The organism is Rummeliibacillus pycnus, assembly GCF_044359855.1.
GTDB lineage: Bacteria > Bacillota > Bacilli > Bacillales_A > Planococcaceae > Rummeliibacillus > Rummeliibacillus pycnus_A.
In genome coordinates this window covers 3,402,324-3,426,102 of the sequence record NZ_CP132291.1, presented here as the reverse complement: position 1 = coordinate 3,426,102, position 23,779 = coordinate 3,402,324, and the positions used below count along the sequence as shown (strand labels likewise).

The 23,779-nt window shown below is 34.8% G+C and carries 18 protein-coding genes; 1 reads left to right on the top strand and 17 read right to left on the bottom strand.

Features of this window, described 5'->3' with window-relative positions:
* Positions 1-16: 16 nt before the first annotated feature.
* From Q8X41_RS16615 to Q8X41_RS16540, 16 genes are all read right to left on the bottom strand, one after another.
* Positions 17-2,611, bottom strand: coding sequence for a VWA domain-containing protein (locus tag Q8X41_RS16615; RefSeq protein ID WP_397537353.1), 2,595 nt, complete (start codon positions 2,609-2,611; stop codon positions 17-19).
* Positions 2,595-4,355, bottom strand: a complete 1,761-nt coding sequence (locus tag Q8X41_RS16610) for a BatA and WFA domain-containing protein (protein ID WP_397537352.1) — start codon at positions 4,353-4,355, stop codon at positions 2,595-2,597. The genes Q8X41_RS16615 and Q8X41_RS16610 overlap by 17 nt, the downstream gene beginning before the upstream one ends.
* A gap of 10 nt (positions 4,356-4,365) precedes the next feature.
* Positions 4,366-5,244: a DUF58 domain-containing protein gene (locus tag Q8X41_RS16605; RefSeq protein WP_397537351.1), complete on the bottom strand. Its 879-nt coding sequence runs from the start codon at positions 5,242-5,244 to the stop codon at positions 4,366-4,368.
* On the bottom strand, positions 5,241-6,236 hold the full coding sequence (locus tag Q8X41_RS16600) for an AAA family ATPase (protein ID WP_397537350.1): 996 nt from the start codon (positions 6,234-6,236) through the stop codon (positions 5,241-5,243). The genes Q8X41_RS16605 and Q8X41_RS16600 overlap by 4 nt, the downstream gene beginning before the upstream one ends.
* A 13-nt stretch (positions 6,237-6,249) precedes the next feature.
* Positions 6,250-7,680, bottom strand: coding sequence for a hypothetical protein (locus tag Q8X41_RS16595; protein ID WP_397537349.1), 1,431 nt, complete (start codon positions 7,678-7,680; stop codon positions 6,250-6,252).
* A gap of 12 nt (positions 7,681-7,692) precedes the next feature.
* Positions 7,693-8,544, bottom strand: coding sequence for an ABC transporter permease (locus Q8X41_RS16590; protein WP_397537348.1), 852 nt, complete (start codon positions 8,542-8,544; stop codon positions 7,693-7,695).
* On the bottom strand, positions 8,541-9,476 hold the full coding sequence (locus tag Q8X41_RS16585; protein WP_397537347.1) for an ATP-binding cassette domain-containing protein: 936 nt from the start codon (positions 9,474-9,476) through the stop codon (positions 8,541-8,543). The genes Q8X41_RS16590 and Q8X41_RS16585 overlap by 4 nt, the downstream gene beginning before the upstream one ends.
* On the bottom strand, positions 9,473-11,842 hold the full coding sequence (locus Q8X41_RS16580; protein ID WP_397537346.1) for a hypothetical protein: 2,370 nt from the start codon (positions 11,840-11,842) through the stop codon (positions 9,473-9,475). Before Q8X41_RS16580 ends, Q8X41_RS16585 begins: the two co-directional genes overlap by 4 nt.
* 157 nt (positions 11,843-11,999) lie before the next feature.
* On the bottom strand, positions 12,000-13,124 hold the full coding sequence (locus Q8X41_RS16575) for an N-acetyldiaminopimelate deacetylase (RefSeq protein WP_397537345.1): 1,125 nt from the start codon (positions 13,122-13,124) through the stop codon (positions 12,000-12,002).
* Positions 13,125-13,137: 13 nt separating this feature from the next.
* The gene (dapD, locus tag Q8X41_RS16570) at positions 13,138-13,851 is read right to left on the bottom strand and encodes a 2,3,4,5-tetrahydropyridine-2,6-dicarboxylate N-acetyltransferase (protein WP_397537344.1); all 714 of its coding nucleotides are present in this window, start codon (positions 13,849-13,851) and stop codon (positions 13,138-13,140) included.
* Positions 13,852-13,917: 66 nt separating this feature from the next.
* The gene (locus Q8X41_RS16565) at positions 13,918-14,811 is read right to left on the bottom strand and encodes a LysR family transcriptional regulator (protein WP_397537343.1); all 894 of its coding nucleotides are present in this window, start codon (positions 14,809-14,811) and stop codon (positions 13,918-13,920) included.
* A gap of 168 nt (positions 14,812-14,979) precedes the next feature.
* Positions 14,980-15,423, bottom strand: a complete 444-nt coding sequence (gene cbpB / locus Q8X41_RS16560; protein ID WP_397537342.1) for a cyclic-di-AMP-binding protein CbpB — start codon at positions 15,421-15,423, stop codon at positions 14,980-14,982.
* Positions 15,424-15,573: 150 nt separating this feature from the next.
* Positions 15,574-15,810 carry a short-chain dehydrogenase gene (locus tag Q8X41_RS16555; RefSeq protein WP_397537341.1) on the bottom strand — a complete coding sequence of 79 codons (237 nt, stop codon included), beginning with the start codon at positions 15,808-15,810 and terminating at the stop codon, positions 15,574-15,576.
* 301 nt (positions 15,811-16,111) lie between these two features.
* On the bottom strand, positions 16,112-18,112 hold the full coding sequence (locus tag Q8X41_RS16550) for an EAL domain-containing protein (RefSeq protein WP_397537340.1): 2,001 nt from the start codon (positions 18,110-18,112) through the stop codon (positions 16,112-16,114).
* Positions 18,113-18,352: 240 nt separating this feature from the next.
* The gene (locus Q8X41_RS16545; RefSeq protein WP_397537339.1) at positions 18,353-20,464 is read right to left on the bottom strand and encodes an RNA degradosome polyphosphate kinase; all 2,112 of its coding nucleotides are present in this window, start codon (positions 20,462-20,464) and stop codon (positions 18,353-18,355) included.
* Positions 20,465-20,467: 3 nt separating this feature from the next.
* Positions 20,468-22,006: a Ppx/GppA family phosphatase gene (locus Q8X41_RS16540; RefSeq protein WP_397537338.1), complete on the bottom strand. Its 1,539-nt coding sequence runs from the start codon at positions 22,004-22,006 to the stop codon at positions 20,468-20,470.
* 145 nt (positions 22,007-22,151) lie between these two features.
* Here Q8X41_RS16540 and Q8X41_RS16535 point away from each other — a divergent pair, with 145 nt between their 5' ends.
* Positions 22,152-22,622, top strand: a complete 471-nt coding sequence (locus Q8X41_RS16535; protein WP_397537337.1) for a YkyB family protein — start codon at positions 22,152-22,154, stop codon at positions 22,620-22,622.
* Positions 22,623-22,822: 200 nt separating this feature from the next.
* Here Q8X41_RS16535 and Q8X41_RS16530 read toward each other — a convergent pair whose 3' ends face one another.
* A complete protein-coding gene (locus tag Q8X41_RS16530) occupies positions 22,823-23,728 on the bottom strand; it encodes a chemotaxis protein (protein ID WP_397537336.1) in 906 nt (301 codons plus the stop codon).
* Positions 23,729-23,779 lie beyond the last annotated feature (51 nt).

Genomic DNA, 23,779 nt, shown 5'->3' with positions numbered 1-23,779 from the left:
GAGACGTGTCGAATTTTTATTTCTTTTTATTTTTTACTAATGCTTCAACATCTAATCGCTTTATTTCTTCTGTTTTCTTGGCTTTTGTTAGATTTCCCCTCATAAATATTCCTCGAATGGTCTGCCAACCAAAGCGTCTTAATGTAATGTCAATAAAGAATAATATCATCGCTATTAATAGTAACCAAGTTGTAATGTTTTGCTGCTCAAAGCTACTTTTGGGAAGCTTACGAAATGCCTCACTCGGCTCTTTTAATACTTTTCCGCCCGTAGTATCAGCAATTTGTTTAAGGAGTTCTGAATTTGGCTGTTGCAATTGATATTCTTTACTGTAAGGTATGGTTACACCTGCTTTATACATTCCATCATCTTCATTTTTAATGCTGAAGTAGACAAGCCCTGGTTTATGATCGATATATACTTTTGTTTTTCCAGGGGCCACTGCTTCTTCTGTTATTTCTACTTTTCCCCCGTTATCATCTACTACTGCTATATCCATAAAAGCCGCATGTTTTGTGGCATCTGTTACTAAATAGGAGCCATCCGATTGCTGTGAAATTGTATAGGGAATTTCATCATATGAAGGAAGAATTTCCGAAACTGCAGTATTCCAGAATCTTGACCATTTATCCCAGCGTGCCCAATCACCTGCCCACTTCCCTGATGTGTCAGATGTATAAGCAATTGATTTACCAAGTCCGTAATTCCATTCTGCAATCACAGGATCTTTCTGTTTACTCTTAGCAATGACTTTTGAAGTTTGTTTAGCAGTAGTTGCAATATAGGCATTCATTTGCGGCACACCATCTGTAAACAGTGCATTCCATGGTGCACCAGAAGTAATCATCGGATAAAAAGGATTATCTTCTATATAGGTTCGTGTCATCATGGATGTTTCACGTGATAAAATCGATGGTACCGTTTCTTCATCTCGGACATCATAAAAACGACCTGTTCCAAAACGTGCGAGTTCTTCTAAAAGTCTGCGATCTGCATCATCACCGATCGCAACTGTTGATAAAGTAATATTTGATTGCTTTCCACCTTCTATTAATTGCTCATATGAACTACTTGTCGAAGATTGGCCGTCTGTTAGTAAAATAATATGCTTTCTCTGAAGCTTTAACGGTTCTAATTGCTGATATGCCAATTGAAGCGATTGGAAGATTTCTGTTCCACCATCTGGATTAACAGATAAAATATCAGCTATCACTTGTTTTTTGTTTTTCAATGGGGCTGTATCAATAATACTCCATGGGCGATCATCAAAAGCGATAAAACCAAATGTATCATTTTTTCGCAATAATTCTACAGAACGTGCTGCTGCTTCTTTAGCCAGTTCAATTTTGTTTCCAGTCATACTTCCAGAACGGTCCATGACGATAACTAATCCCAAAGACGGAAGCTGTTCCTTCCCTTTAACCTCCATCTCAACGGGCAAAAGCTTCTCAATTGGTGTTTTAAAATAACCACCTAAACCATAACTACTATCGCCACCGGTCATCATAAACCCTATACCAAAGTTTTTGACAGACTGTTCAATCATACCCATTTTCGCTTCTCCAACCTCATGACCTGGAACATTATCAAAAATGATGGCATCATATTGCAAATACGACGTTTGTGTAGAAGGTAATTCGGAAGCTGAAATTGTCTTTACTACAAGCTCTTTTTGAACAATTAATTTAGATAAAGCAGTGGACTTACCATCTCCGTGAACAAGTAAAATACGAGGCTGCCCTTTAACATTTGTAACACTCATCCATTTATTATTTTCAAGGAATGGATCATTTGCTACTTTTAGTGTAGCTTCGTATTTTAATAGACCTTGTTTTTTCGCTATATGCTTAAAAGTAACTGTATTTTTCCCAGCATCTAAGGCAACCTTTTTCTTTGCAATTGTTTCATCATTTAAAGCAATTAAGAGTTCCCCATCTGTTGCTTCTGTAGTTTCTACTTGAATTTGTAATGATTGTTCTTCACCAGCATGTGCAACATTTGGTGTTTGAAAATTCGTAATAGCCGCATCTGTCATCTGATCATTTTTCAGCAGAACGGTATCAATCTGAATCCCATTATGTTTAAAATAGTTTAATTGGTTTTCTATACTTCCTGCAGTCTCTAAACCATCAGAAAGTAAAATTACTCTTGTTGCTTTATTTGTTTCTAACATATTTGTGACCAGTTGCAATGCACTTGAGATATTTGTTTCACTAGTATCAGCCATATCTTGCCACTTCGTAACTTGCACGGTATCTTTCGTTAAACCAGAATCTGTTTGAATGCCCTTAGCAAAACTATAAATCCCCGTATATTGGGAATTCTTTCTATGCTGTAAACTTTTTTCTATCCAAGATGCAGCATCTGAATCTGTTCCTTTCAATGAAGCAGAACGATCCACTAAAAAGACAACCTGCTCATCTTGATTAGGAAATGTAATATAGGGTCTCGCAACAGCAAAGAGCAAGCAAAAGATAGCTGAAAATCGCAAGAAGAAAATAACCCAATGCTCACGCTTTTGTAATGTTTTTTTCTTTAAAAACCAGCTGATATAAATGACAATAGGAATCGCTAGCAGTAACCAAAAAGGTTGATCAATACGTAAATCCATGTCTACGTTGCACCTCCCATTCTGCTACTAGTAAAACAATCATAATCACGATAAGAATTGCCATGATTGTTGAGTCGACTTTATTTGTGGTAGCCTTTGCTGTTAGTTCACCGAATTGATACGAAGATCCTTCAGATAATGTTTTTTCTTGCTGTTCAAGTGCAACCACAAAATATAAAGGCTCTCCATCTGATTTTACATAATATACCCCTGGTTTTGCAGGGGCCACAAAACTTCCTCCATCGGTTAGACTATTGATATATTCATCGTTTGCAGAGTAAATATCGTAACCCTTATTACTTTCTGGTAATGTAACAGTTCTTTTTTCTCCTGGTTTAAATGTACCAAGCTGACTTTCCACTGCAGTTAGTTTCTCATTTGCACTCCATAAAAACAGAGGAAATGAAGGATATAAGGCCCAATCCGTCATTTGCATATCTGTTAGTACAACAATATGACCGTTTTTCGTTTGTTGTATAAAGGGCTTATCACCAACAGTTGCTAATGTCTTTGCATTTTTTACTTCAGGGTATAACTTTTCTACATAGATATCGTCAATTGGTGCATATGAAAAGAGAGTTTTATCTATTACCTTCACAGACCCTTCAACTTGAAAAGCCTTCTTGTCATCTCTCCCAATGAGTAATATAGGATTTTGTGATTGTGTTAATAGGTTTGTTTGGTTTGTCACAAGTAAGTTATGTCCTTGGATTGTCTTCAATTGCTTTGTAGAGACGGTACTTGTTGAGGAATCAATTGATTGAAATGCTTTCACAACTAACTGATGTAAAGTTTGATCCACATAAATTTGTGTATTATCAGTTGCAAGTACTGTACTCATCGATTGGTCGGCAGCATAATCATCATTTACAAATAGTTTTGCGGTTACTGCAGCTGTTAATTTTAAATTATCTAGTTTTATTTTTGTTATTTGATTCGAATTTAGATGGACCAATTTTTGGGAAATCTCTTTATTGTTAGCATCATAGATTTTTAATGTAGCTTGTTGGTCCTTTTTTGTTTGATTGTCAAATTGTGCGATTGCTTGCATGCTATTACCGGTTTGTATTACGCCAAATCGTTGCAGTGAAATGTTTTGGAACTTTCTATCTGCTCCTTGGATAATCCATTTCACATTTTCGGTTCGTTTAGGTAATTGTTTGCGATCCATAGAATCTGTAAAAACATATACAGCTGTCGATTTCTTACCAATAATACTTTGTAGAAAGTCCATCGTATTTGGCCAATCTTCATGGCTATATGTAACTTGTAATTCCTTTATGGCTTTCTGGATTGCAGCTGTATTGTGCTCATCACGTAATATGATTTTAGGTTCTGCACCTATTGTAATAATGGTTACAGATTTACCATCAAGCTGATTAGATAAAGCAAGCATCTCCTGTCTATGCTTTTCAAAAACAGTTTGATTCCCTTCTTTTGCTAGCATTGTAGCTGATGTATCCACGACCCAAATAATTTGTTCACCCGCAATGGTTTTCGATTTGATATATGGTTGGAGGAGTGCAAACACCATTAAAAGTAATGTCAACATTTGCAAATAGAACAATGCATTTCGTTGTAGATGTTGTAAATAGGGAGATACCTTCGTTTCCTTCATAACCTCTCGCCAAAAAAGTGTTGAAGATACATCTTGTATCACATATTTTTTTCGAAAGAAATAATAGATTAAGACAAGTAGCGGGATGATAGCTGTCCATATATACGATAAATTCGAAATGCCCATTTAAATCACCTCACTGTATCCAACATGCCTTCGTAAGTTGTTGAAATAAAATATGCTGTATCCCGTCATACGTTTTCACTGGCAAAAAAGCAATCCCATATTGATGGCAAAGTGCCTCCAATTGCTGTTGATGTGCCTCACGCAATTGCTTGTAAGAAGTAGTAACATTTTGAGACATCGAAACATTCAATGGTTCTTTTGTTTCTACATCTACTAATTGCACATCCCCTGTATAGTTAGGTGCAATTTCTTGAGCTGTTTGTAATTGTAAAAAACGTACATCTCCAGCTACTTTTGGCGTTTGTTTCAAAAACGCTTGCCATTCTTCTATAGGTTCTAAACCATCAGAAATAATAATTAATATCGTGGAATCCTTCGATACTATGTTCATCGCATTATTAGCAAATGATTTATCCACTATATGGTTTTCAAGCTTTGCCACTGTTTGCTCAAAGGCATATTGAAAGCTCGCCCCTTTTCTTCTAAAAGGTGGAACAGGGGTATCTGTAACATAGCTAAAGGATAAGTGGTCATCTTTAATTAGAACTATACTGCCAAGGGCTGCAGTTAATAGTTTTGCTATTTCCCACTTATCATCTTGTGCCATCGATTTTGTTGTATCTAATAAAATGTGAACGCGCATTTCCTGTTCGTCTAAAAATCGTTTGATAAAATATTTTTCGGTTCTTGCATAGATATTCCAATCCAATTGGCGGACATCATCTCCAGGATGATATTCTCTAAAATCAGAGAAATCGAGCGATGAACCAAATCGATGGGAGCGGTGTGACCCTTTATGTTGTCCACGTATTCTCGATCTACTTTGTAAACTGTAACGGCCAATTTTGCTACCCCATTCAACTGGTAAAACGTTTTTCTTTATATTCATACATTTTGTCCTTGTTGTACTACTTCGATAAATTGATCAATCACTTCGTCAATTCGAAGCCCTGTGGCGATGCCCTCATAATTTAGTAATAAGCGATGGCGTAAAGCAGGCTTTGCGACTGTTTTTATGTCAGCAATTGAAACATGAAATCTTCCATTCATAAGAGCTCTCGATTTTGCTAACTTTACAATACTTTGCAAGCCCCGAGGACCACTTCCATACTCGACATATTGTCGAATCATTTCTGGTGCAGATGGTTGATCAGGATGTGTTGCAACAACTAAATCAACTGCATACTCCAGCATATCGTCAGCTATAATAACTTCCTTTACCATTTGTTGTATATCTATTAATTCGTCTGCGGATAATCTTTTTTCTAACTTAATATTTTTTGCACCAGTGGTTCTTTTCATAATTTCCATTAATTCATTTTTCGTTGGACTTGGAACTTGAATTTTGCATAGGAAACGGTCCATTTGAGCTTCTGGTAGTGGATAGGTTCCTTCCATTTCAATAGGGTTTTGTGTAGCTAAAACAAAAAAGGGCTTTGCCATTTGTTTTGTATCTCCAAGTACCGTCACCGTTTTCTCCCCCATTGCTTCAAGTAATGCACTTTGAGTTTTAGGTGTCGCACGGTTAATCTCGTCCGCTAATACCATTTGGCTAAAAATTGGACCTTCTTGGAATTTAAAATGCGATTTTCCATCATGCATTCTTTCAATAACACTAGTACCCGTAATATCTGTTGGCATCAAATCTGGTGTAAATTGAATTCGTTTAAAAGATAAATCCAATACCTCTGAAATTGATCGAATAAGCATTGTTTTCCCAAGACCAGGGAGGCCTTCTAAAAGTGCATGCCCATCTGCTAATATTGCGTATAAAGTAAGGTCAATCGTCTCCTCTTGCCCGACTATATAGCGTCCTATTTCTTGTCGTACTAATTTTAACTGTTCACTTATTTGCTCGTATTGCTCAGCAGTGTATGACATGATATTCCCCCTACTATTCCTCAACTGATGAGAAGTATTTTTGTACGATTTGATTTAATTCACCAGGGAGTTGTAATCGCTCTGTCGTTTGCATATACGACTTCTTATAATTATCTGTTACTTCTTTATAAGAGCGAACAGATCCCTTTGCAATTTTCCCATTATTGCTTTCTTGAATAGATGTTGGATCACCATCTTTCAGTTTGCCTCCATCAGTTGTTGTTTTCCCCTTTTCTCCGATTCGCTTTGGTACAGCTACTAAACTACGATTTCCTGTACCTGTTCCTGCAGAAAGTCCGTAACCAGGACCTCTACCATTTCCAGAACCATTACCTGCTCCATTTCCTTGTTTATTACTAGAACCACTACCTGATCCACCGTTACTTTTGTTGCCGTTGCCATTGCTGCTTCCCTGACCTTGGCTTTGTCCTTGGTTATTAGCTGAACCTTGACTATTTCCTTGTGAAGAAGAGGAAGTATTATTTTGAGTAGTATTTTGGCTATTGTTAGCGGAATTATTTGAATTTGATTGTGTTGGTGAACTATTATTCTGAACCATCGATTGATTGGATTGTGCAGTCTGGTTAAGGGCAATCTGTAAATTCGGACTGATTGGTGTTCCCGAATTACTTAATGCCTTTTGAGTCTGTAAAGCTTTTTTTGAAAGAGAAGCGGTTGCTTGTTGTAAGTCTTTTAATTGATGTTGCTCCTCTTTTGATAAACCTTTCCCACTTGCAGCTTTTTTATCTTCTAGCTTTTGCTTTTGAAGCTCTAGTTCTTTTTGTTTTTTCACGACTGCTTGTAATGCAGCTTCCGTGGTTTTCGCTTTTTTTAACTCATTTTGAAGCTCTTCCATTACTTTCTTTGTTTCTTTTGTTTCTGCTTTTTTCCCTATATTTCCAACTTCCTTTTTAACCTCTGCTGTCATAAGTTCTTCTTCTTTTACATTATTTGCTGTTTGCTGTGCAGTAGAAGGGAACAAAGATAATAAAGCAATACCTAAAATCATTGTTATACTACCAATGAGCGTCTTCGTAAGCCATAAACTTTTTTTACGTTTCTGGTAGTTGACTAAAGCATATGGGGCTATTTTCTCTGTTTGTATTACCAATTGTTTTGCCAAGTGAGATTCAAAATCTTCTATCGAATAGACAGTGCGCAATAGATTATCAGGAAAATAGTTATCTAAAGCATTTAAGGTTTGTTTTTTAGATGGGCGTTTCCACCATAAATAGATAGCTGCTATAAAAAGTGTTATAGCAGCTATTCCCAATGCAATTTCTTTATAAAAAGGAAGGACAAAAAAGCGAGATACAAGCATTATGACAAATGCGAACAATAATGCGTAGGCAATCATACGCTGACTGTATTTAAAAAAATATTCAAACAGCATACTACTACGAGCTTTTTGAACCGCTTTAGACGTTTGACTACGATTACTCATTTGTCACACTCCTTATTTTTTCTTTTTCATATTGACACGTAGCTTTTTCACTGAAATAAATAGACAAATAACTGTAATAGCTATATAAAAGATTAAATAGCCTGCCCAGACTGGAAAATGTATTTTTGTCAATTCAAAAAGTGCGTCAGACGTTTCTGGTGAAATTAATGTCAACATTAAAGCAATTGGATTAATGGTTGCCCAAAAATGTGAAATAGGTGCTGGACTTTTTAATGGCAATGATCCAGGGGAATTTTCTATCGTACTAATCCCAATCATAAAGAAAAATGCGGTTATCCCCGTCAAAAATAACATAGCACCATATGTGGTAATCATCGAAATTATCGTTTTACGAATTAATGTTGAAAACATGACGCCGATACTTGCAATTGCTAACATCGTTACAATCAAAAACGCAAAAATAATAAGTAATTGTCCAGGAGAAATACCGCCGAATAGGAAAACTAAACTATAAAGTGGTAATCCTGCAATAAGCAGTAATAGTAAAAAGACAATCGATGAACTCATTTTGCCGAAAATGATTTGAAAAGAGCTTTGAGAAGATGTCAATAAAATATTCAACGTCTGTTTTTCACGCTCTGTACTTATTGCCCCGGCTGTTAATCCTGGTGTGATAAACAAGATCAGCGCCATCTGTACATATGTCAGCAAACCGAATAGAATTACACTTTGTTGCGGGTTAATAAAACCGCTCCCAGTAAAATTCGTTGACATAAAGATGAAACCAAACACGAAGACACTTAACACAAGTAAATAAAACAAAATTCCTGCAAAGCTTTTAAAAGAACGGAAACGTAGCTTCAATTCCTTTATTAGTACTGGATTGTTAAATGCTGATCTCATTCCTTTTCTACCTCCTCCGTAATCGCCATGAAAACATCTTCTAAATCTTTTTCATCCTCTGCAAAGGACAAAATAGGCACTTCATGTTGTACGATTTGCTTCAATAATTTCATCTGATCCTCATCAGATCCATTAAAGCGGAAGTTCAATTTATTTTCTGTTATTTCGATCGATGATACAAAAGGATTTTCCTCAAGGAATTGTTTGGCTAATTTCATATCATATCCAGCTTGATATTTCACCGTAATAAATCGCTCTCCCATAAGCTGTGCTTGTATCTCAGCTACAGAACCATGCGCAATAAGTTTCCCTTGTTCGATAACACCTATTTCATCACACATTTCCGCAAGCTCTGGAAGAATATGTGATGAAATTAAAATGGTTTTTCCCATTTCCTTGAGCTGTTTCAAAATATCTCTCATTTCTACTCGTGCTCTTGGATCAAGACCAGATGCAGGTTCATCCAATATTAATACCTTCGGATCATGAATCAATGTTCTTGCTAGACATAAACGTTGTTTCATCCCCCTTGATAACACATCAACATAGTCATATCTTTTATGAGATAAATTTACAAGTTCTAGTAATTGAGGGATAAGTTTAGCTCTTTGCTCAGCAGGAATTCCATAACTCGAACCAAAAAAGTCTAAGTACTCCTCTGCTTTCAATTGATCATAAACACCGAAAAAGTCAGGCATATAACCGATTAGTTTACGGATATATTCAGGATTTTGTGTAACACTGATGCCGTCTATTAATGCTTCACCTGCTGTTGGTTGTAATAATGTTGAAAGTATAGAGAAAGTTGTAGATTTACCTGCACCATTCGCGCCAACAAAACCAAAAACAGTTCCCTCATTAATTGTGAGGTCAAGCCCTTTTAATGCGTAAAAGGAGCCGTATTTCTTCGTTAATCCTTTAATCTCTATCATGACTTCACCTCCCCTTTTAGTTGTAATGCAGGAATTGTCGTTCTTTGATCATCTGACATTTTACGCTCTAATTTAAATTTTACTTTTCCATCAACCGATATATAATCTTCAATATTCTTAGTTAACGTAAAACGTCCATCATTAATTGGCTCATAAGTTGATGTCTTTTCATTGAAAATTTGCAGTAGTACATTTTTAGTATCTGTATTAGCCATTTGTAATTCTGTCCATACGAACTTCTTATTTTGAAGCATCTCTGGAATAGTCCAAATAAATTCATATGTTCCTTGATCTATATACCATATCGAACTATTTTCTGAAGATCGATCAGCATACCCTGCATTTGAAATGGAATTTATGTCGAAACTCATTGAATTCGCAGGTAAAACAAATTCTCCAGTTAAATTTGTCTTTGGACTAAAGCTTTGAACGACTAAATTAACGGCTGACATATCGGCTTTACCACTTTTCAAAGAAATCGGGGTAATGGAATTGTCTATCCATCCAACAAGTGCAGGTTCTTCTGTATTACTGACTAATTCATAAACAGACTCTTTTAACATTTGCTTGCGATTATTTATAATATCATCTTTCGCTTTTACTGCATTTGAATAATTCGTTAAAATTGGCATTGCTGGTAATAACAACGCACCATTAATTGTTTGTGTGACTTTAAGTGTTTGTTTTGGCTTCATAGTGCCTAACTTTAACCATTGGCTACCATACCAAATCGATACATCCTTTACTGTGTAAGGTAAATTATTTGTCACACTTCCTTTTAACACACTTTTCTCTACTTCTAAATCAATATGGAAGCTCCCCACATTGGGTATTTGTGTCTGACCAGCTATTGTTGATACAGACCAATATCGATTGTTGCGTAAGGTTACTTCTTTCTCATTTTGGAATTGCTCTATAACACCTTGTTTATGGATTGAACCCACATCAAAATTATGTAGCAAGGTTGCCGTGCTGTTTGGTGATACCGTAAACGTAAAATCACCACTACGATTTGTTAACAACGAATTCATATAATACCCTGTCAAACTATCATCTTGGTTGATTTTATAAATAGCAGATTGTTGAATTTGCGGTTTTGCTAAACGATCCTTCGCACCATAAGCAAATACTAAAATCGATACGAAAAGTGAAAGTGCGGGAATAATCCACCAAGCAAACTCTCTTTTGTCTTTCTTTTTAAGAACAAAATACAAAAGTGGCCCTACGATGAAAATATAAATAATAATAACGATAACTAAAAGCATAGTTGATACTTGAAAAGTAGGGAATAATTCATTCCATTGCTTATCGCCCTCAATAAAACTCATGTTAGCGCCTGAACTGTTATTAACTGCACTAATAGGAATAACTTTTTGTAGTAACTGATTGTAATCTTTTTCAGTGGAAAGTGGCTCATCACCTAAAGAAAAGGCTGTTTGAATAATTTGTCCGTTTCCTAGATCTCGCTTAGCAGCTAAAATGTCACGATTAACTTCTAATATTGTTTTTGCTTGCCCCACTTTCTTTGCTTGATAAGCTGTAAATACATTAGAAAACTTCGTATGTTTTATTGTTTTTTGAATATCTTTAGGTGAAATAGTTGCAGTTTCATTGCTTAATAATAAAGGTAAATAGTTTTCGAATATTCCGATTTCCCCATCCAGATTATCAGAAGCTCCGATGACAATCGTTCCCCCTAATTTAACCCAATCTAAAAGGGATTGCTGTTCTTCTTCTTTCAATGATGCAATAGAATATTCATCAACAACCACAACATTAGCCATTGACCAACCATTAGCAGTTGTTGGAATCAGATCTTGCTTTAATTGACCAAGATGAATTATCTCTGCAGGATTAGAACTATTCGATGAAATTTTTGTAAGTGCAGATAAGCGATCAACACTATTTGTAAAAGTTAAAACAAATATTCCATCTCTTTCATACATTTGTGGCTTGATCTCAGCATCACCTGTAAAACTAATTTCAGTCCCTTTTTTCCAGCCACCTTTATAAATATGAATTGTTTTGTTTGAGCCATTATTACTTCCTTGTTGATTCATGAAATAATCGAGCATTAATTTGATCGTTTTTGTCTCATTAGCACCTATTTCTAAAGGAACTACTACTCCCATACCTCCAGAATAATTTTGTTGATTGTCAATGACGATATCTCCGGAAAATGCATCACCACTGTTTGTAACTGTCAGCAATACAGGTAATCCCATCGTATCTTTATATTTATTATCCAAGCCAGCGCTTACTTTTACATCTATTTTTGTTTTAGCTGCAGCATCTAACGTGAAGGTTGGCAATATGCTTATAAATAAGATCAAACACGAAAAGATTATTGATAGCCTCTTCTTCAAAAAAATAACCTCCTTTTTCTCTCTTTGATACTATTACGATTTCCCAACAAATAAGGTTCCTTATTTGTAAAAAATGATAAAATATTACATAAAATTATATAAAAAAAAGAGCCAAAGGCATTCAATTAAGCCTTTAACTCTATTCTCTTATTCTGAATTACACACCATAATTACGTAAAAAATGTTCAACAAAACGAACATTTACATCGATTAAATCCTCATCCGGTTTAATAGATGCATGATGCAAACCAAAATCCGTATTAGCACCGCTCCAGAACATAGCACCAGGGATTTCTTTTAAGAAGAAACCAAAGTCTTCACCTGTCATTGCAGGAGGACATTCATAAGGCATTACACCAGGAGTTTCCTCTGCACTTGCTAATAATGCCTTCGCACATTGCTCTTGGTTATACACTTGATAGTATGATGAACCATAGTCTATTTCGACTTTGCACTCATAAGCAATTTCAGTTGCCTTACATAGAGCTTCAATGCGATTTTTTATTAGAGCCATTGCAGCTGCTGACATCGTACGAATGGTACCTTCTAATCGTGCATTTTCTGCAATGACATTTTGCACATAACCTGAAGTCATTTTACCGATTGTAATAACACCACTATCTAATGGATTTAGATTACGACTAATAATTGATTGTAATTGAATCATTAGGTTTGCGGCTGCTACTGTCATATCCTTTGTATTATGAGGATAAGCAGCGTGTCCTCCTACACCATGAAGGTCGATAAATAACTCAGATGTATTAGCAAATAACATTCCTGGTCTAGTTGCCACTGTTCCAACTGGATATTCTGGCGCAATATGCATTGCAAAAATATAGTTAGGAAGCAAATCAGGACGATTCTTCTGCATCCATTCAAGCATCGGTTTAGCACCGCCAGGACCTTCCTCGGCAGGTTGGAAATAGATGATGATTGTATTTTCTGGCTGCTGTTTTGAGAAGGCTTCCACTAATCCAAGTGCTATTGTCATATGGAAATCATGACCACATGCATGCATAAAACCAGGATGTTCTGATGCATAAGGTAATCCTGTATTTTCAGTGATTGGCAATGCATCAATATCCGTACGCCACCCAACTTTCAATTGTGGATTCGTCCCTGCAATGGTTACAATAATTCCTGTTTTCCATGTATCAATTTTGAAATAGGGTTTCCATAATTCTTCAATCACATTAAGTAAATACTTATGCGTCTTTTCCTCATGAAAGCCAATCTCAGGAATTCTATGTAAATCCCTTCTGATTTCCAATAAAGACTTCATCGTTCAACACCTCTTATAATTGACGAAGGTCTTGCATAATTTCTGTTTTAGATTTTGTTTTTTCATCGATTTCTTTAATCACTCTTGCTGGAGCTCCGACTACTACAGTATATGGAGGCACGTCTTTTGTAACGATGGCACCTGCTGCAACAACAGCACCTTCTCCAACACGGCAACCTTCTAAAACTACTGCATTTGCACCAATCATAACATTGTCTTCAATTACTACAGGATCAGCGCTTGGTGGCTCAATAACACCTGCAAGAACAGCACCTGCACCAATATGACAATCTTTACCTACAGTAGCACGACCACCTAAAACAGCGTTCATATCAATCATCGAACGATCTCCGATTTCAGCACCAATATTAATAACACTTCCCATCATAATAACAACATTGTTACCAATTGTTACTTGATCACGTATAATCGCACCTGGTTCAATACGTGAATTAATTCCTTTTAAATCTAAAGTTGGCACTGCTGAATTACGGCGATCATTTTCGATCACATAATCTTCAATAACATCTTTATGAGCTTCTAATGTTTTTTGCACTTCTGCCCATTCACCAAATACAACAACAGAATTGCCTTCTCCAAAAACCTTGCTACCTTCTCCAAATGCTAATGAAGAAACATTATTACCCTTAACATAAACTTTTACAGGTGTGGCTTTCTTAGCATTTGCTAAATATGAAATAATTTCTTGTGCGTTTAATTTTTGCATTCGACAATTCCTCCTATTTATATAGAAATATGCCCCTATTGTACACGAAAAATGAGAATATTTCATTTATTTTTTTGAATAATCATACAAACATTCTGCATGTTTTTTCACAAGTTCCACAAAAGCAGCCACTTGTCTTAACTCAAATGACGATTCATAACCAATTAACCATGTATCACGTGTTAGTTCAAATTCTTCCTCATTATTGGTTATTGGAATCGTATTAACGTCTTCTTGTCCACTTAATGTAATTGAAGGCAAAATTGCATATCCTATTCCATTTAGCGCCATTTGTTTACAAGTCTCAATTTGGTCTACTGTAATTTGATGACGTGGATTTGAAGAAAAATGGCGTTGCCACCATTGTTGAATTTCCTGATAATAATTTGAATCGCTTTTAAATTGAATAAATGGTCTATCAGTATTAAAAACGTCGTCAACAGACGTAATTTCCTTATCGACTAGGTACAATGTATCTCTGAAAAGATGCTGTTTTGCCCCCTTCCAATCTGTATGTCCACGCACAATTCCAACATGTGCTTCACCATCATAAAGTGATTTTACAATTTCAGAACTCCAACCTGTGATTAGCGAAATTTTCGCATCTGGATATTGTGTCACAAAATCCTTTAGTACTTTAGGTAACCATGTATGCCCAACAATAGATGCACATGCAATTTTAAGAGTCCCATGTACTTTGGAATTCAACGATTGAATGGATTCGTATATTTCTTCCTTTTTTGTTATCATCTCAACCGCAAATTGAATGACAAGTTCTCCGGCTGGTGTAGCTGTTAGTCCTTTTTGGGATCGTATAAAAAGTTGCGCTCCCCAATCCTTTTCTATCGATTGTAAGCGTTGAGACAACGCGGGCTGAGACAAAAATAACCGCTCTGCTGCTTTACGCATATTTCCTTCTTCAGAAAGCACTTTGATGATTTGAGCTTCTGGTGTATTCATTCAAAGAACCTCCTCTTATTCTAAAAAACCATATCCTTATCTTCATACAGATGATAGCATTTTTCAATACTTACATTCTAGTAAGTCTATTTAGCTTTATTGGATAACCATTTCTATAGCGCCAAATAAAAAAGGCCCCAAATCTGGACCTTCTTTCAAACTATGATATTACGCATTAAATTGATAGATATGTTTTTTTAACTGTTTTAAGATTACACGTCTCGTCATAATACCAACAAATCTTTCCTCATCGTCTACTACACATAAAAATGCATGGTTAATGACTAAATCTAATGCTTTTTGGAATTTATCGTTGATATTTAGCGTAGCTACTTTTGTTTCCATAATATCGTTTACTTTTATGTTGTCTAATTTTTCGTATTCAATATGGTCGAGCCCTAATATAGATTCTGTAATCATACGCATACTAAGTAAACCCTGGAGACGATACCCGGCATCGAGTACGGGAATAGAAGAATAACCGGTTTTTGTAAGCACAAGTAAGGCATGCTCAGCATTATTTCCTAATTGTACATGTGCAACTTTTTCTGAAGATATGATTAAATCAGCAATCGGCATTTCAAGAAAATCTCTACTAGTCATAGAAATCATAAGTTCTACTCCTTCACTTCACTTGTTCAAAATTGAACAATAAACTACAACTTCATCTTACCATATGTTATTCAAAGATTTCCATTATTGCACTTGAAAGCATTTTCATTTTCACATTTTTCATCAAAAGTTGCCATGCATAAAAAGTTATTATCTATAAAATAAAATGTAGTAAATCATTACAATCCCCATAAAAAGACCAGCGATTCCATACATCCAGAAAATCGGATTTAATATGTTTGGATTATTTTCAACTGTTTCTGAATAGGATTCATCATGTGTTCCTTCTTGAACCTCTTGATTCTTTGCAACTCGCATTGTCCAAATTAACGAGACCACACAGATTAGTAATCCAACAAAAATTAAAGGCCAAGTCCATACTCCCATAGAAAACCCTCTTTCTTTTTTTATAGTATGACACGGTTATATATCGTTTATTCATTTAAAATGAATGGTGCTATCTATAAAAAAAGAGCCCTAAAAAGAGTGAGGGCTCTGAAAAACGATTTTATCCTTAATTTTTATAATACGATTGCTTCTGCATCGCTTCGCCGCAGAAAATTCTTCTTGCCCCTACTAAGCAAAAAGAATTTTAGCTGAACCCGATTCATCAAAAATTGAAACACAAAATTTTATTAAGAACATGCTTCCATTCAGAAGCTTTTCTCTTCTAAAAGAGCCCATTTCTTCAGTTTATTAATGGAATTGTTTTCATTAGTTCGCATAATGGTAAAGGTTTACTAAATAAAAATCCTTGTGCTTTTTTACATTGATGGTCTTTTAAAAAACCTACATGTTCCTCTTTTTCAACACCTTCAGCGATCACATCTAATCCGAGACTATGTGCGAGGTGAATAATTGTTTTTGCAATGGCGCGGTCTTTTTCATCTGTATCCATATCTCTAATAAATGATTGATCAATTTTAATAATATCGATAGGATATCTTTTAATATAGCTTAATGAAGAATAACCTGTGCCAAAATCATCGATTGAAATAATCAATCCCATACTCTTTAGCTGTTTCAAAATGATCATTGTATCTTCAGCATCTGTCATTGAACTTTCAGTAATTTCAAGCTCTAACATTTCAGGTTTTACATCATATCGATTTAAATATTGGAGAATTTTTGAAGCTAATTTATCTTCTCGGAATTGTTTTGGTGAAATATTAACAGCTATTCTGACATTTGTAATATTTTGCTTTTTCCATTCTCCTAGTTGTTTACACGCTTGCTCTAATACCCAATCTCCAATTTCTATAATCAATCCTGAATCTTCTGCTATTGGAATAAACTTATCGGGTGATACAAATCCAAATTTAGGATTTTGCCATCTAAGTAAAGCTTCAAAACTCGTGATTTTTTCTGTCTCCAAATCAATTTGCGGTTGATAATAGACGATTAGTTCCTCTTTTTCTATAGCTCTACGTAAATGCGCTTCCATAAGTGCAGTATTTCGAAATTGATCTTCCATTGCATTTTGATAGAAACGAAATCCTGAACGACCTCTCTCTTTTACATAAAAAAGAGCCTGATTGGATTTTCGAAGCAGCTCTTCCACACAATCGCCATCATTTGGAAAGCATGCAATACCTATTGATGCCGAAATAGATAATTCTAAATCACCAATATTAATTGGTTCTTTTAACAGGTCTATAATTTGCATAGCTATTGATTGTATCTGTTCCTTAGTAGCATTTTGCACAACAAATATAAAATGATCACCATTTAGTTTATATAGATAACTACTGTCATTTATGATATATGAAATACGCTTTGCGGCTTCGCTTAAAATAATATCCCCTACAGAAGAACCATAATTTTCATTAACTTTTTTAAAACGATCCAAATCAATTGAAAGTACTGCTACTTTTTGCTTTTGACGCTTAGCCTCTTGGATTACATCTGGAAAATGCTCATTGAGAGCCTTATTATTCCATGCACCTGTTAATTGATCATGGTAAGACAAATAAGTAACACTTATATTCTTATCATTGTATGGCGTTATATCACGAAATAAAAGTAGAATTTTAACAACTTTTTGATTTTCTATAATGGGAATACTCTTAGCAAAAATTACGACAGTTTTCCCTTCAATCGTTTTAATACCACAATCCGCTAATTCAAGTGGCTTTTTCAATAAAACAGTTTCTTTAATTAGTTTTTGTATTTTATCTTTTGAAAATATCGATACGAATTCATATAAAGACTTCCCAGTTATATAGGATTCCTTGTAGCCGAATTTTGCCTTCGCAGCTTGGTTACTGTTTAAAATAGTGCCATCTTCATCAATAGTAACAATAGAATCTAGATTTTGTTCTAACAAGGAAATAAATGATGAATCCTGGTGTTTCTTATGTATTGTGCATAAATAGAAAGTGTCATGTCCATCTTTCCCTACCAATATACTGATTTTGTGATTACTATCAAAATTTATCTTCATTTCATCATGAGGCTGCATTAACATAGGTTTTAATGCCAACCAAATATCGTTTGGCAAATATCTCTCTGCTAATTGAGTTTCTTCATGGAAATGCCCAAACTCTTTTTGGCAATTTTCATTTGCAAAAAAAACATTAAATAGATCTCCTATTCGGAATATCATAAAAGTAATGACAGAAGGCTCAAATTCACTATAATAGTTAGCGATTTTTTTTAAAGACATCAGGTCTAAAGTTGTTCTCTTCATGTATTGCCTCCAATGAAAACATGTACTATATGACTATCATAATAGATTTAGCTCAAAATTTATATAAAAAATAAGAATAAATCGAATAAAACACGAATTGAAAACTTTCTAATAATATTCCCTTATTCAGGTAGATACTAGCCGCCTTAAGGAAAGCATTCCTCAACCCTTAGAAGAAAGGAACGACGCTTAGGGTTGAGAATGTTTGACTGATAAATCTAAACTAGCGTTTACCGCTTTTTATTCTTCATCTGTTAATATACGTAATGATTCTTTTAAAAAGATTTCTTGACTATTAATCCATTGTTCAGATTCCTTCTTACCTTTGTAATGATACACACCATCTGTCCCTTGAATACGAGCCTTTACATTATCACGTAATTCTGTTTTCATAATTTTCATAATACGCTTTTTAATTTCTGTATCGAAAATCGGGAATAAGATTTCGACACGTTTGACCATATTACGTGTCATCATATCTGCAGAAGAAAGATATAATCTATTTTCTCCATTATGATTGAACCAGTAAATTCGAGAATGTTCTAAGAAACGGCCAACGATACTTGTTACTTTAATATTCTCACTTATTCCTGGTACCCCTGGACGTAAACAGCATATACCACGGATAATTAATTCGATTTTAACACCCGCGATTGATGCTTCGTACATTTTCATGATTAACTCTTTATCTGTTAAAGAATTCATCTTTGCACGTATATGACCTTTACCGTATTTTTTGTGACAAATAATTTCTTCATTGATTAGTTTGATGAACTCACTTCGAATATCATATGGTGATACGACTAAATGGTGGAAATTAGGCTTTTCTGTATATCCACTTAAATAATTAAAAAAGTTTGTTGCATCAATTCCAATTTTTTTATTTGTTGTGATGATTCCCATATCTGTATAAATTTTAGCTGTAGCATCATTATAATTTCCTGTACCTAAATGTACGAAACGCTCAATCCGACCTTGGCGTTTACGTACAACAAGCGTAATTTTAGAATGTGTTTTTAAATTATGCATACCGTAGATGACCAAACATCCTGCTTGTTCTAACTCTTTTGCCCAATGTACATTATTTTCTTCATCAAATCGTGCTTTTAACTCAACTAGAACCGTTACTTGTTTACCGTTTTCCGCAGCTTGCTTTAATGCTTGAATAACAGGCGAGTTACCACTTACACGATATAGTGTCTGCTTAATTGCAAGTACAGTTGGATCTTCCGATGCTTCTGTTACAAAATCAACAATCGGTGCAAAAGATTCATATGGATGATGGAAGAACAAATCTTGCGTTAAAGCTTTTTCAAATAAGTCTTCATCTGATTCTAAATCTAGTGGTGCTTGTGGTATAAAAGTTTCATATTCCAAATGTTCTCTACCTTCAACAATCATCTTACAAAATGAGAATAGGAACGTTAAATCTAATGGGCAATCCAAACTATAAACATCTGCTTCCCAATCTTCTAACACCTTTAGTAGATATTGCAATACATCTTCATCCATCTCACCTGAGCGGACTTCAATACGACTAACAGCACCCCATTTACGCTTTTTCAGCTCTTTTTCAATCTCAACAAGAAGATCACGGGCACCCTCTTCATGAATCGTTAAGTCTGCATTGCGTGTTAAACGAAATGATTGTGCAGATTTCACTTTATATCCCCAAAATAATTTATCAATATTTGCAGTAATCACATCTTCCAATAATACACCTCGAATTTCATTACTAGCAGATGGAATCCGAATAAAACGATCCAATACGGAAGGAACTTGAACTATAGCAATTTTTTCTCGGAATTCTGGTTCTGCATTCTTTTGTTCTAGATGTACTATGATATTCATTGTTTTACTAAGTAGTGTTGGAAAAGGACGGTATGCATCCACTGCAACAGGCGTTAATACCGGGAAAATAATTTCTTCAAAGTACTCATTTAAAAACGTATTTTGTTCTTTATTAAGACTATTTGTTTTTTGTAAGAAAACCTTTTCTTTTGGCAACTGTTTAAGTACTAAATCTTTATAAACCTCTGTTTGACGGGCAACAAGTGCTTGTGAACGTTCTAAAATATGAGCCAATTGTTCCTTCGGCGTCAAACCTGACTTATTTTCTGGCTTATGGAAATCAGCTCTAACTTGATCTTGAAGACCAGCAACTCTTACCATAAAGAATTCATCTAAATTTGAACTAAAAATAGCTAAAAACTTCAAACGCTCTATTAATGGATTATTGGTATCTTCAGCCTCTTGTAAGACACGCTCATTAAATGCCAACCAACTGAGTTCACGATTATTGTAGTACTGTGGTTTAGCAATTTCTTCTAGATTTATTTTTGTAGCTTCCATCTTTTATCCTTCCTTTTCTATAAATCGTAAAGTAACGTCCCCTGGAAACAATCTATCTATATGCTTTTTCTGACGGCATACTTTATACTTTTCTGCTAATGCATTTCCACTTGAGTAAATATGGACCATTATTCCTTGTCCATTTTGTTCAATTTCAATATTTTCTACTATTTTTCGCTTTGATGCATCAAGTGCATAGGCAAACTTTAGTAAGGCACCTATACCCTGTATTTGCTTTAACTCTTCTTTTGTGAACCATTCACCAAATGGCTCAATATATCTTTTAAAGTCATCTCTGTTTTTATATGATGCTAATAATGCTAATCGTACTCTCTCTTTATGGCCTAAACCGTCTATTGATCGATTAGACAGTAAATAGAATGTATGTTGGCTTGCAGCATCAGCTTCGATATATTCCCCTAGATAGAATAATTTCGCAGCTTGCAACATCATTGCTAAATCAGCATCCGTATATTGTAATGCACCATGCTTGCAAAACTCACGATATACTCCTTCACAAAGTCTCACAAAATATTCATTGTGTTCTTTAGATTTTCCAAATTCTTGCGCTAGAAAGTCAACGTTAGATTCAAGAACATGGTACTTATCAAAGGCTGTTGGATTCTCTTTTAATATTTTTTCTATAACAAGCCCTTCCCTAAGGCCTTTTCGACTAAATTGGAAAATTGGACTTTGTACAACATCCATCAATGCTTGAAAAACTTCTAGTACAGGCGCAATAATATCCGCTCTATCACTGGACAAGCCATCAAGTTGTTTTAATTCTTCAAAGCTTAATTCTGCAATTTCTAAACGGATTGTATCAAAATCTTCTTTCGTCATTTTATATTGATGTATCCCTGAAATCGGATAATTCTTTTTACGCTGATCCATTTTCGCCATATTACGTGCACTTCCACCAATACCAATGACAGGCAATGTAAGCCCTGCTAACCAGCTTAAAGTTAAAAACTGTTCTTTCGCAAACTGATAAATCTTATTTCTTTCTTCAATTGTTAACGTATCACTTTTCATAAATTGCTGCTTTAGTGATACAGAACCAAATGGGAAACTGTGCGATTCAACTAAATCTTTATTGTTAAAATATGTGATTTCAGTACTTCCTCCACCCATATCAATTGTCACAGCCGATGGTGTTGCTATTGTATGAACTACCGCGAAATATCCATAGAATGCCTCTTGTTCTTCAGATAATAATTTAATTTCAATGCCTATCTCTTTTTTCATTTTCTCTAAAATTTCCTGACCATTAGTTGCCTGACGAATAGCTGCAGTTGCAGTTGCTAGTACATCATTTATACCGTAGTCATGTAACATCTCTTGAAAAGTGGCCAGGATATTTTGCAACTTCAAAATTCCCGGTTCTGATAATTTTCCATTAGGTAGAATATAATTCCTTAATCGAGCGACAACTTTAATATTTTCAAATTCTTTCATCCCACGTTTTAGATCGTATTTGTACAACACCAGTCTAATAGTATTAGATCCAATATCAATGATTGCTGTTTTAAAATTCCTCACTAATGTCACATCCTCTTCTTTTCAACACTCGCTATATACAATGAATTATAATATTGGTATCATAGTATATTATAGATTGAATGGTCAGAATTTTCCCTCACATCATACTTATTTCGATTTAGATTCTATGAAAGGTAGGTTTTTTATGAGTAATTACCATAAAGATGGAGAAATAGCTACAGCCATTTATACGGTTAACAAGCATGCAAAAACTGCCCTCGATAATCGACCACTCTACACATTAAAACGCCTAGCTCTAGAGAAAATGATTCGTTCAGGTCGTGCTAAAAAGTTAGGTCTGCATTTTGTCAAAAACCCACGTTATAGTCAACAACAATCCGCAGTGGTCATTCAATGTGCTGATTATTATTTTCACACTTTACCTAAAAAAGAAGATTTTAATCAATTGCCTCACTTAGGGCATCTTGATGAAACATATCGTAATCCACGTAGGAAAATGGGACTCAATGTAGCTAAGAGTATATTGAATAATTTCTTAGATTTAAAATGTACTAAACAGCTACCTAAAAAGAATAAATTGACACCCAAGAAAATTCACGATGAAAAAAAGAAACATGATTATTATAAAAACAGCAGTTATTTTTATGGCCATTAATTTAAATTACGCAGAAAAGGATTTGTCCTCAAGCTCCTTTTGGACAAATCCTTTTCAACGAAGCCAGTGAAGCAATACAAGTTCGTTTTTTCTGTGACCAGTAACCGAAGAACCTAATGACTTTTATAGTATTTTTATTAGTACATAGGGCTATCTTAAAAGTAATTCTCCATACTTTTAAGGCAGCCTATTTCTATTTCTTATAATACGTATTCATCCACTTTTAAAATCAATTCGGCAATTTCTGGTTTACTAATTTGATCTTCTGCTCCTACTTCTTCTCCTTTATGTCGCAAATCATCTGTTATTAAGCTAGAGAAAATGATGATTGGTAATTTTTTTAATACTGGATGTGATTTGACTTGCTTTGTTAAATGGTGGCCATCCATTTGTGGCATTTCAATATCGGTGACCATCAATTGAACATATTTCGTAATATCATCTGTTTTTTCCACGATACCTAATAGATAATCTAAAGCATCTTTTCCATTTTCAAAGAACTCAACATTTACATAACCAGCTTCAAGCATAGTATCATGCAACAATTTGCGTAATAATGGAGAATCCTCTGCAATGATAATTTTCTTTTCTGAACGTTCGCGGTTTCCTAATTTTTTTACAGAAGCTACATTAATACCTGAGTCAGGATTAATATCTACCATTATCTTTTCAAAATCTAACAATAATAACATGATGCCATTTCGTTTTATGACACCAATTACTTGTGAATTACCACCTTGATACATTTCTGATGGCTTTTCAATTTGATCCCATGAAATACGATGTATCTGCGTTACATTATCAACATGAAAAACAACACGTTGTCGATTGAATTCAGCAACAATATATTTTTGCTGTTCGCTATATGGGGTATTCGCCAAGCCTAATACTTTTTTCATATCTACGACAGGCAATACTTCACCACGTAATTGAATAATACCTTCAACATGTGGGTGAGCATGTGGGATAAAAGTTACCGGAATCGGTTGAATAATCTCTTTTACTTTAATAACATTAATACCAAATTTATTAGAGCCTACTTCAAATTCGACAATTTCCAGCTCATTTGTGCCGCTTTCTAGTAAAATACCTTTGTTTTCATTCATGCGGGCTTCCTCCTTGAACACTACTTCTTATTGCTTCAATTGTACCATATA